At 75.5% G+C, this 10,836-nt stretch carries 10 protein-coding genes; 6 read left to right on the forward strand and 4 right to left on the reverse strand.

All coding sequences use genetic code 11. The features are described from left to right. A partial coding sequence (locus ACFV0G_RS24820) for an ABC transporter ATP-binding protein (RefSeq protein WP_380551938.1) occupies nucleotides 1–876 on the reverse strand: 876 nt, incomplete at its 3' end. A 162-nt stretch (nucleotides 877–1,038) separates the two neighbouring features. Between ACFV0G_RS24820 and ACFV0G_RS24825 the strand changes: the two genes are divergently transcribed. From ACFV0G_RS24825 to ACFV0G_RS24845, 5 genes are all read left to right on the forward strand, one after another. Then, a complete protein-coding gene (locus ACFV0G_RS24825; protein WP_380551964.1) occupies nucleotides 1,039–1,734 on the forward strand; it encodes a FadR/GntR family transcriptional regulator in 696 nt (231 codons plus the stop codon). Nucleotides 1,735–1,784: 50 nt separating this feature from the next. Then, a complete protein-coding gene (locus tag ACFV0G_RS24830; RefSeq protein WP_380551941.1) occupies nucleotides 1,785–2,549 on the forward strand; it encodes a cache domain-containing protein in 765 nt (254 codons plus the stop codon). Nucleotides 2,550–2,786: 237 nt separating this feature from the next. Further along, nucleotides 2,787–3,887, forward strand: a complete 1,101-nt coding sequence (locus ACFV0G_RS24835; RefSeq protein ID WP_380551944.1) for a DegT/DnrJ/EryC1/StrS family aminotransferase — start codon at nucleotides 2,787–2,789, stop codon at nucleotides 3,885–3,887. 25 nt (nucleotides 3,888–3,912) lie between these two features. Beyond that, nucleotides 3,913–4,848, forward strand: coding sequence for an NAD-dependent epimerase/dehydratase family protein (locus ACFV0G_RS24840; RefSeq protein WP_380551947.1), 936 nt, complete (start codon nucleotides 3,913–3,915; stop codon nucleotides 4,846–4,848). Between the two features lie 8 nt (nucleotides 4,849–4,856). Beyond that, nucleotides 4,857–5,969, forward strand: coding sequence for a hypothetical protein (locus tag ACFV0G_RS24845; RefSeq protein ID WP_380551950.1), 1,113 nt, complete (start codon nucleotides 4,857–4,859; stop codon nucleotides 5,967–5,969). A 7-nt stretch (nucleotides 5,970–5,976) separates the two neighbouring features. On the opposite strand, the gene ACFV0G_RS24850 is transcribed toward ACFV0G_RS24845, so the two are convergent. The 3 genes from ACFV0G_RS24850 to ACFV0G_RS24860 all read right to left on the reverse strand — a co-directional run bounded on the left by ACFV0G_RS24850 (nucleotide 5,977) and on the right by ACFV0G_RS24860 (nucleotide 8,548). Further along, complete coding sequence (locus ACFV0G_RS24850) at nucleotides 5,977–6,717, reverse strand: polysaccharide deacetylase family protein (protein ID WP_380551953.1); 741 nt, start codon at nucleotides 6,715–6,717, stop codon at nucleotides 5,977–5,979. After that, nucleotides 6,717–7,568: an SDR family NAD(P)-dependent oxidoreductase gene (locus ACFV0G_RS24855; protein ID WP_380551956.1), complete on the reverse strand. Its 852-nt coding sequence runs from the start codon at nucleotides 7,566–7,568 to the stop codon at nucleotides 6,717–6,719. Before ACFV0G_RS24855 ends, ACFV0G_RS24850 begins: the two co-directional genes overlap by 1 nt. Before the next feature lie 77 nt (nucleotides 7,569–7,645). Further along, nucleotides 7,646–8,548: a hypothetical protein gene (locus tag ACFV0G_RS24860; protein WP_380551958.1), complete on the reverse strand. Its 903-nt coding sequence runs from the start codon at nucleotides 8,546–8,548 to the stop codon at nucleotides 7,646–7,648. Between the two features lie 244 nt (nucleotides 8,549–8,792). Here ACFV0G_RS24860 and ACFV0G_RS24865 point away from each other — a divergent pair, with 244 nt between their 5' ends. Beyond that, complete coding sequence (locus tag ACFV0G_RS24865) at nucleotides 8,793–10,769, forward strand: discoidin domain-containing protein (protein WP_380551961.1); 1,977 nt, start codon at nucleotides 8,793–8,795, stop codon at nucleotides 10,767–10,769. Nucleotides 10,770–10,836 lie beyond the last annotated feature (67 nt).

The following is a 10,836-nucleotide window of genomic DNA, read 5'->3' on the forward strand; positions in this document are numbered from 1 at the left end:
GTAGACGACCTCGGCGACCGTGCCGAGCGCGGTGACCTCGTCGGCGCCCGCGGCGCCCGGGCGGCCGTCCTCGTGGAGCCGGATCTTCTCGGGGCGCACGCTGAAGGTGCCGGCCTCGCCGAGGACGCGCTCGGCGGCCTCGCCGTGGAGCAGGTTGGAGGTGCCGACGAACGAGGCGACGAACGCGCTGGCCGGGCGCTCGTACAGCTCGGCGGGGGTGGCGACCTGCTCGATGCGGCCCGCGTTGAAGACCGCGATCCGGTCGGAGAGGGTGAGCGCCTCGTGCTGGTCGTGGGTGACCAGCACGAAGGTGATGCCGGCGCTGCGCTGGATCTCCTTGAGCTCGATCTGCATCTGCTCGCGGAGCTTGAGGTCGAGTGCGCCGAGCGGCTCGTCGAGCAGCAGCACGCGCGGCCGGGTGACCAGGGCGCGGGCGAGGGCGACGCGCTGGCGCTGGCCGCCGGAGAGCTGGGCCGGGCGGCGGGCGCCGAACTCGGCCAGCCGGACGGCGGCGAGCGCCTCGGCGGCCCGCTCCAGCCGTTCGGCCTTGGGGACCTTGCGGACCTTGAGGCCGTAGGCGACGTTCTGCAGCACGGTCATGTGCGGGAACAGCGCGTAGTCCTGGAACACCGTGTGGACGTCCCGCTCGAAGGGGGCGAGCCGGGTGACGTCGCGGCCGGCCAGCTCGACGGTGCCGCCGGACGGCGCGTCGAAGCCGGCGATCATGCGCAGCACGGTGGTCTTGCCGGATCCGGAGGGTCCGAGCATGGAGAAGAACTCGCCGTCGGGGATCTCCAGGTCGACGCCGCGGACGGCCTCGACGTCCCCGAAGGCCTTGCGCAGGCCGCGCAGGGCGATCGCCGGATGGTCTGACATGGGGTGTTGCTCCTCCGTCCGGGGGATGTGAGCAGAAAACATATGGACTTATATTTCAAAGGACAAGACCTCGGCATGGTAAAGATTGGGCGAAGAACGAGAGGAGGCGCTCGGTCCTTGGAAGCAACCCACGGCGGCGTCCAGCACGCCGTCTTCGCCCCGATGGACTCGGTGGCCCGGGTCGAGGCGGTGGCCCGCCGGATCGGCGACGCCATCGAGCTGGGCCTGCTCGCCGACGGCGACCAGCTCCCGGGCGAGAACGACCTCGCGGCCCGGCTCGGCGTCTCCACCGTGACGCTGCGCGCCTCGCTGCAGATCCTGCGCCACCAGGGCCTGGTCACCACCCGGCGCGGCCGCGGCGGCGGCAGCTTCGTGCACGCCCCGGCCGAACCGCTGGTCGAACGGCTCCGCCCCCGCCTCGCGGAGCACAGCGCGCAGGAGATCCGGGACTTCGGCGACCACTACGCGGCCGTCGCCGGCGCCGCCGCCCGGCTGGCCGCGGCCCGCACCGACAGCGACGGCCTGGGCCGGCTGCGCGAGCTGCGGGACGCCTTCGAGGCCAGCACCGACACCGCCGAGCGGGTCCGCGCCGACCGCCGCTTCCACGTCGAGGTCGCAGCGGCCGCCCAGTCCGCCCGGCTCACCCGCGAGGAGATCCGTTTCCAGACGGAGTTCGGGGCGCTAATGTGTCTCGCGTTCGACGGGGACGACCTGTCGGCCCCCGCCGCCGAGCAGCACCGCGCGCTGGTCGAGGCGATCGCCGCCGGCGCCGGGGAGACCGCCAGGGACCTCGCCGAACGCCACGTCCAGGACGCGACGGAACGCCTGATCGAGCTCCGTCTGGACCTGGTCGGATAGCTGGGCCGCGGGCACCCGCTGACCCGTCGACCGAGCCCGGGCAGGACACTTTGGCGACCGACACCCCGACCGCGCACCGCACCGCCGCAGCCCTCGCGGAGGGCGCCCCCGGCCACGCGGGGCCGGCGGTCGACGCCGCGCTCGCCATCGTCCGGGACACCCTGGAGGAGGTCTTCGCCGCCGTCGAGTCCACCCGGGCCGCCACCGCGGAGCTGTTCCGCCGCGCCGCCGACGGCCGCTCCCCCGCCGTCGCCGAACTCGCCGCGCTGCGCCCGCTGCTGCTCGCCCAGCTCGCCGCGCACGCCCCGCTGATCTCCGGCGCCGGCTTCGTCGCCGAGCCCGGCTCGCTGGCCGACGCCCCGTCCTGGCTGGAGTGGTGGCAGCCCGGCCCGAACGGCACCCCGCAGCCGCTGCGCCAGCACCTGGACCCGGACCGCTCGGCGCTGGCCGACTACACCCACTGGGACTGGTTCGCGATCCCGCGCAGCACCGGCCGGCGCGCGGTCTCCGGCCCGTACGTGGACTACCTGTGCTCCGACGAGTACAGCCTTACCCTCGCGGCGCCCGTGGAGGTGGACGGCGTCTTCCGCGGCGTGGCGGCGGCCGACGTCTACCTGCGGCACTTCGAGGCGGCCGTGCTGCCCGCGCTGCGCCGGATCGGGGCACCGGCCTGCCTGGTCAACGCCAAGGGCCGGGTCGCCGCGTCGACCAGCGCCCGGCACCTGGCCGGCTCGCTGCTCAGGTCGCCCGACCCGGCCACCCACACCCTGCTGCCGTGCGGCAGCGTGCCGCTGACCCTGGTCGTCACCGGCTGACACCCGCCGGGGGCGCCGCGCAGCCGGCCGATCACCCGCCCGGCCTACCCGATGCCCGGCCCGGCGCCGCCCTGCCGCAGGGCGGCACACCGCGGCCGGACGGCCCCGCCGCCGGTCGGGACACACGCGGGCGAACCAATCTGACTTGCCGGAGATGTCCGATGTGTCAGATTTGGCAGGAACGACTCTGCCATTCGCTGCTGGAGGTGCCACGTGGGGGTTCCCGCGGCTCGCATCGTGTTCGACGAGACCGACCGCACGGCTGTGGCCGACGCCGTGCGGGAGATCCTCACCACCGGCGCGCTGACGCTCGGACCATGGACGGAGCGCTTCGAGCAGGCCTTCGCCACCGAGCACGGCGCCTCCCACGCGGTCGCCCTCGCCAGCGGCACCGCCGCCCTGGAGGTAGTGCTGCGCACCGTCGACGTACGCGGCCGCGACGTCGTCGTCCCCGCCGTCACGTTCTACGCGACCGCCGCCGCCGTGGTGCACGCCGGCGGCCGGCCCGTCCTCGCCGACGTCGACCCGGACACCCTCGCGCTCAGCCCCGCCACCGTCGAGGCGGCGCTCACCCCGGACACCGCCGCCGTCGTCCTGGTGCACATCGGCGGGCTCGTCACCCCCGAGGTCGACGCCCTGCGGGCGCTCTGCGACCGGCGCGGGATCCCGCTCATCGAGGACGCCGCGCACGCCCACGGCAGCACCTTCGGCGGCCGCGCCGCCGGCACCTTCGGCCTGGCCGGCGCCTTCTCGTTCTACCCGACCAAGGTCACCACCAGCGGCGAGGGCGGCATGATCCTCACCGAGTCGCCCGAACTCCGCGACGAGGCACGGATCTACCGCGACCAGGGCAAGGGCGCCTTCACCGCCAACCACCACGTGCGGCACGGCGCCTCCTGGCGGATGAGCGAGCTCAACGCCGCGGTCGGCACCGTCCACCTGCGCCGGCTCAAGGAGTTCCTGGAGACCAGGCGCGCCGTCGCCCGCCGCTACGACACCGCACTGGCCGGACTCGACGGCCTGCGCACCCCGGTCGAGCCGGCCGGCTGCCGCAGCAACTACTACAAGTACGTGGTGCTGCTGCCCGCCGGGGTCGACCGGGCCGCGTTCAAGCGGGCGTGCGCCGACGACTTCGGGGTGCGGCTGTCCGGCGAGGTCTACGACCTGCCGCTGCACCGCCAGCCCGTCTTCGCCGAGTACCGGGACGCCGAGCTGCCGGTGTCCGAGGACGTCTGCGCCCGGCAGGTCTGCCTCCCGGTGCACTCCGACATGACCGGGGACGAGGCCGACCGGGTGATCGAGGCCGTGTCCGCCGTCCACCACCGCCTGGCCGGCTGAGCAGGCCCGACGAAGGAGCGAGACCGTGCGAGTAGCCGTCACCGGGGGCTGCGGGTTCATCGGATCACACGTCGTCGACCGGCTGCTCACCGCCGGGCACGAGGTCCTGGTGGTGGACACCACCGACCGGTACCTCAACCCCGCGGCCGAGCACGCCCGCCTCGACATCCTCGACCTGCCCGGCCTGAGCACCGCGCTCGGCGACTGCGAGGTGGTCTTCCACCTGGCCGCCATGGCCGACGTCGAGCAGGTGGCCGCCGACCCCGTCCAGGCCGTCCGGGCCAACATCGACGGCACCGCGACCGTGCTGGAGGCCGCCCGCCGCAGCGGCCTCAGCCGCACCGTCCTCGCCAGCACCGTCTGGGTGTACGGCGCCGCGCGCACCGAGCCCGGGCTCGACGGCGAGGAGCAGGAACTCGACGAGCAGGCCCCGATCGAACTCGCCCACAGCGGCCACCTGTACGTCGCCAGCAAGCTCGCCGCCGAGATGCTGGTGCACAGCTACCGCGAGCTCTACGGCCAGCACTTCACCATCCTGCGCTACGGCATCCCGTACGGGCCGCGGATGCGCGACGAACTGGTCATCGCCCGCTTCGTGCAGGCCGCCTTCGAGGGCCGGCCGATCACCATCGCCGGGGACGGCCGGCAGACCCGGAACTTCGTCTACGTGGAGGACCTCGCCGACGCCCACGTCCGGGCGCTCTCCCCCGTCGCCCAGGACCAGACCTTCGCGCTGGAGGGCTCCACCGCCATCTCGGTCCGCGACATCGCCGACACCGTCGACCGGCTGCTCGGGCCGCTCTCCGTGGAGCACGTGCCGGCCCGCACCGCCGACTACACCGGGCGCCGGATCTCCGCCGCCCAGGCCAAGCGGCTGCTCGGCTGGTCGCCGCGGACCAGCTTCGACGACGGCGTGAGCCGCTACGCCGACTGGTACCGCGCCTCGGCCGGCACCCGCTGACCGCCGCCGTGCCGCACGCCCTCCTGGTCTCCGGATCGCTCGGCCAGGGCCACGACGTGATGGCCCTGGCCTGCGCCGACTCCCTGCGGGCCGACGGCTGGACGACCACCACGGTCGACGCGATGGCCCTGCTCGGGCAGCGGGCCGGGGCGGCCGGCGAGGCGGTCTTCCGCCGGATGCTCGACCTGCCCGGCCTCTACGACGCCTTCCACTTCTCCGCCCTGCGACCCGGCGCCCGGCTGGCGATGCTCGCCGACGCCGCCGCACGGGCCCGGCTGCTGCCGCACCTGCGGGAGCTGCTGGAGCGCGAACGGCCCGAGCTGGTGGTCTCGGTGTTCGCCACCGCGACCTCCGCGGTCAACGAGCTCCGCCCCGGGCTGCCCGGCCTGCGCCACATGGTGCTCTGCACCGACGTCACCCCGCACCGGCTGTGGGTGCAGGACGAGACCGACCTCTTCCTGGTCACCTCCGAGGTCGCGGCCTGCGCCGTCCGCCGCTACCGCCCGGACGCACCGATCGCCGTCCTGCCGGCCCCGCTGCGCGCGGACTTCTACACCCCGCCCGGCCGGGCCGAGGCCCGCGCCGAGCTCGGCGTACCCGCGGACGCCCCGTGCGTGCTGCTGATGTCCGGCTCGTGGGGCCTCGGTCCGCTGGCCCGGACGGCCGCCGAGCTGGCCGACGCCGGACCGCACGTCCTGGCGGTCGCCGGCCGCAACTCCCTTCTGGAGAACCGGCTGCGCACCGCCGCCCGGCACCGGCCCCGGCTGCACCCGTTCGGCTACACCGACGCCGTACCCGCTCTGATGGCCGCCGCCGACCTGGTGGTGACCAGCTCCGGCGACACCTGCAGCGAGGCGCGCGCCATCGGGCGGCGGCTGCTGCTGCTCGACGTCGTCCAGGGCCACGGCCGGGACAACCTCCAGCACGAGCTGGAGCTCGGCCACGCCGACGTGGTCTCGGCCCGCCCGGCCGAGGTGGTCCGCAGTGCGCTCGCCGCGCTGCGCCGGCCGGCCCCGGCACCCTCCGAGGGCGCCTCGCCGCAGGGCTGGCGGACGGGCTTCGCGGCCGCCCTGCAGCGGGTCGGCCTGGGCAGCCCCCAGCACGCACCCGGCCGGGGCTGACCCCGCGCTATCGCCCGCGCCCGCCCAGCGGGCCGTGGTCGCGCAGTGGGCCGACCGTCAGCCCGGCCTCGCGGCAGTGCCCCACCAGGAGCGGCAGGGCGCCCAGCGCCGAGCGCCAGGACCCCGGCGCCGACGTGCAGTCGGAATCGTGCAGCAGCAGGGTCGCTCCGCCCGCCAGGCCCGGCCGGGCGGTTGCGTACACCGACTCGGGCGTGGACCGCTCCGTCCAGTCCCGCCCCCAGGCGGTCCAGAGCACCGTCCGCAGCCCGCAGCGCCGGGCCGCGAGCGCGAGACCGGTGGTGAGGACGCCGTAGGGCGGCCGGTACCAGAGCGGCCGGGCGCCGCACAGTTCGGTGACCGCCGCGGCCGTCCGGCGCACCTCGCCGAGATCCCGGCGCGGCGCCGGGTACCACTGCACCCGGTGGTGCCAGCCGTGCACGGCGACCTCGTGGCCGCGCGCCACCAGCTCACGGCCGAGTCCCGGGGCGCGCTCCAGCGCCGCGCCGAGCAGGAAGAACGTGGCGTGGACGCCGAGCTCGTCCAGCGCGTCCAGCACGTACGGGGTGCTGCGCGGGTCGGGTCCGTCGTCGAAGGTGAGCGCGACGTGCCCGGCGGCGCCGAACCCGGCCGTGGCGCGGGCCGCGACCCGGCGGACGCGGTCCAGCCGGACGGCCGCCGGGGCCAGGTGCAGCAGCCCGGCACCGGCCGCGGCCGCCGCCGTCCACCCGGCCGCACGGCGGGCCCGCATCACCCGAACCGGGACGCCAGGCGCCGGAACACCCCGGGCACCGCGCCGTGGATGCGCGCGGGCATGCCGAGCCACTGCGGGACGAACAGCCGGTCGCAGTTGGTGGTGATGGTGGATACCACCGACTCGGCCACCCGTTCGGGTGACACGGGGCGCGGACGGCCACGCTGGTAGGGGCTGCCGCGCCGGGCGAAGAACGGGGTGTCCACCGCTCCCGGCAGGACGATCCGGACGCCGACGCCCGTCCCGCGCAGCTCGTACCAGAGGCTCTCGGCGAACATCGCCAGGCCGGCCTTGGTGGCCGCGTACGCGGCCTCGTCGCGGACCCCGACCTGGCCGGCCATCGAGCCGATCAGCACGATTCGGCCGTGCCGGCGCTCCAGCATGCCGGGCAGCAGCTGCCGGATCAGCCGCAGCGGGGCGGCGAGGTTGACGTCCACCATCAGGTCGAGGACGTCGGGGGGCGTCTCGGCGAACGGCCCGCGCCAGCCGAGGCCGGCGCTGGCGACCAGCGCGTCGACCCGGCCGGTGGCCGCGCGGGCCCGGTCGGCGAGCCGCTGCGGCCCCTCGGGCAGGCTCAGGTCCTCCGCCAGGACGCGGCCGCCGGTGCGGCCCGCCACCTCGTCCAGCCGTCCGGCGTCGGTGCCGGACAGCAGCAGGTGCCAGCCGGCCGCGGCCAGCCGGGCGGCGGTCGCCGCCCCGATGCCGGAGGAGGCGCCGGTGACCAGGGCGACCGGGCGGCCGGGTTCGGGGCGGCGCAGCGGCCGCGGGGCGTGCGCACCGGCCGGGACGGCCGTCGATGCCGCGAAGGGGTCGGCCGGCCCCGCCCACTGCGGAGCGTCGTCACCCATGTCCACCTGCCCGCCGTGTGCGATCTGCCCGGGCGCCGTGCCCGTCCCGTCACCATCACACGGCTGCGCCGGGCGGGCTACCGGGGCGGCCCGGCCGTGCGGGACGGCGGCGGCTGCGGTGCGACGGCGCCGGGTGCGGCGGCCGGCTCCTGCGCCGGGGCCTCGACCTCGCCGAAGCGGGACAGCGCGACGGTGCCGCCGACGGCCAGTGCGAACCCGGCCAGCACGGGCCAGGTGAAGCCCGGGCGGGCGGCGTCCCCGAGCACGACCACGCCGACCACGGCCGGGAAGAAGGTCTCGGCGACCGTGCCGGCCGCCGTCGCCGCGGTCACCGTGCCGCGCTGGAGCGCGAGCGCGTACGCGAGGTAGCCGCCCAGCCCGCCCAGGCAGAGCGCGTACACGGCCGGGTCGGTGAGCACCTCCGACAGGCCGGACGGGTCGATGACCCGGACGGCGAGGCTGGTCACGCCGAAGCCGACACCGGCCAGCACGCCGAGTCCGGCGGCCGCGGTGTTGCCGCCGCGGCGGGCGAGCACGGCGGTGCCGAGCACGACGGCGAGGGCGGTCGCCAGGAGCGCCAGGTGGAAACCGTCGCCGGCCCGCCGGTCGCCCTCGCGGCCGGCGCCCAGGGCGAGCAGCACCAGCCCGGCCACCACGGCGGCGACCGCGGCGATGTCGGTCCGGTTGAGGCGCGCGCCGAGCAGCCGGACGGCGGCGACCGCGGTCACCGCCAGGCTGGCGTTGGTGACGGCCTGGACGAGGAAGAGCGGCAGGGTCCGCAGGGCGACGATGCTCAGGGCGAACCCGGCGATGTCCAGCGCCGTACCGAGCAGGAACGGCCACGACCGGACGAGGGCGGCGACCAGGCCGAGGCGCACCCGGTCGGCCCGCGGCGCGGCCCGGGCACCGCGCGCCTGGAAGATGCACGCGAACCCGAAGCAGACGGTCGCGAGTACGGCGGTGGTGAGTCCCAGCAGCATCGTTCCCCAGGGTCCGGGCCGGTCGTCCGCCACCAGTGTGGGCCCGCCCGCCGCTGGCCGCAGCGGGGCCGGAGGACACGCCCGAGACAGATGTCCATTTTTGCGATGTCAAGGTTAAATTCTTGCGCGATTTGCTCCGAGTATTGCCGGTACATGTCACCCGGATTACGCTCGCGGTCGGCGGACGGTGTGGGCAACCAGCCCGCCTGCAAGGCCAGTTGACGACCGATCGAAGGGGATCCGGATGGCTGTCACACGACGGGTGTTCCTGCAGGCCGCCGCAGCGGCCGGCGCGGCCGGGGCCGTCGGCCTCGGCGAGGCGGTGGCGGCCACCCCGGCCGCCGCGGCGAGCGCGCCCGGGGACGTGGTCGGCAAGGTGACCGTCGGCTACCAGGGCTGGTTCGCCTGCCCGGGCGACGGCGCACCGATCAACGGCTGGTGGCACTGGGCCCGGAACTGGGGCCGGCCGCCCTCGCCGTCCAACAGCGCCGTGGTCGCCTGGCCGGACGTCAGGGAGTTCGCCGCGACCTACGGCACCGGCTTCGGCAGCCTGGGCAACGGCCGGCCCGCGACGCTCTTCTCCTCGTACGACCAGCAGACCGTCGACGTGCACTTCCGCTGGATGAAGCAGTACGGCATCGACACCGCCGCGCTCCAGCGGTTCAACCCGACCGGCGGGGAGGGGCCCACCCGGGACGCGATGGCGGCCAAGGTGCGCAGCGCCGCCGAGTCGCAGGGGGTGAAGTTCTACCTGATGTACGACGTCTCCGACTGGACGACGATGCAGTCGGACATCAAGGCCGACTGGGCCGGCAGGATGCAGGCGCACACCGCCTCGCCCGCGTACGCCCGCCAGAACGGCCGGCCGGTGGTCTGCATCTGGGGCTTCGGCTTCAACGACGGCCAGCGGCCGTTCGCCCCCGGGCCGTGCCTCGACGTGGTCACCTGGTTCAAGGCGCAGGGCTGCTACGTGATCGGCGGGGTGCCGACCTGGTGGCGGACCGGTGACCGGGACTCCCGGCCGGGCTTCTCGGACGTCTACCACGCCTTCGACCTGCTCTCGCCGTGGCTGGTCGGCCGGATCGGCAGCGCCGCGGACGCCGACAACTTCTACACCGTCGCCACCGTGCCCGACCTCGCCGAGTGCGCCGCCCACGGGATCGACTACCAGCCGTGCGTGCTCCCCGGCGGGGTCGCCGACCGGCAGCGGGCGCACGGCGACTTCATGTGGCGGCAGTTCTACAACATGGCCAGGGCCGGTGTGCCGAGCGTCTACGTCTCGATGTTCGACGAATACAACGAGGGCAACCAGATCGCCAAGACCGCCGAGTCGCAGGCCTGGGTACCGACCGGGTCGGGCCTGCTCGCGCTGGACGAGGACGGCACCGCCTGCTCCTCGGACTACTACCTGCGGCTCACCGGGGACGGCGGCCGGATGCTGAAGGGGCAGCTCGCGCTCACCGCCGTCCGGCCGACCCCGCCGGTCGCCGGGGCCTCGGACACCGCGCCGCCGACCGCACCCGGCGGCCTGCACGCCACCGGGCAGACCGACACCACCGTCGCACTGGCCTGGACGGCCTCGGTCGACGACGTCGGTGTGAGCGGCTACCGGATCCGGCTGGTCACCGGCTCCACCGCGGCCACCGTCGCCACCGCGCCCGGCACCGCCACCGCATACACGGTCACCGGTCTGACCCCGTCGACCTCCTACACCTTCGACGTGCAGGCACTCGACGCCGCCGGCAACACCTCACCGCCGTCCGGGCAGGTCACCGCGGTGACCACGGCCGGCGCCCAGCCGGTGAACCTCGCGCTGCACCGGCCGACGGCGGAGAGCAGCCACACCCAGGTGTACGGCAGCGGCAACGCCACCGACGGCGATCCGGCCAGCTACTGGGAGAGCGCCAACAACGCCTTCCCGCAGCGGCTCCAGGTCGACCTGGGCGCGGCGACCGGAGTCCGCCGGATCGTGCTCACCCTTCCGCCGTCCACCGCCTGGGGCGCCCGGACGCAGACCGTGGCCGTCCAGGGCAGCACCGACGGCGCGGCCTTCACCCAACTGCTGGCGCCCACCGCCTGCGCCTTCGACCCGGGCACCGGCAACACCGCGGCCCTGACCCTGCCCGCGACCGCCACCGAGCGGTACGTCCGGCTGGTGTTCACCGCCAACACCGGCTGGCCGGCCGGGCAGGTGTCGGAGTTCCGGGTCCACGGCAGCTGACGGCGCGCAACCCCGGCGGGCGCGGGCCGCCCGGCGCGCTGGCGGGGGGGGGGGGCGCCCCCCCGCG

Origin of the sequence: Kitasatospora sp. NPDC059571, assembly GCF_042735675.1 — a bacterium.
Taxonomy (GTDB): domain Bacteria; phylum Actinomycetota; class Actinomycetes; order Streptomycetales; family Streptomycetaceae; genus Kitasatospora.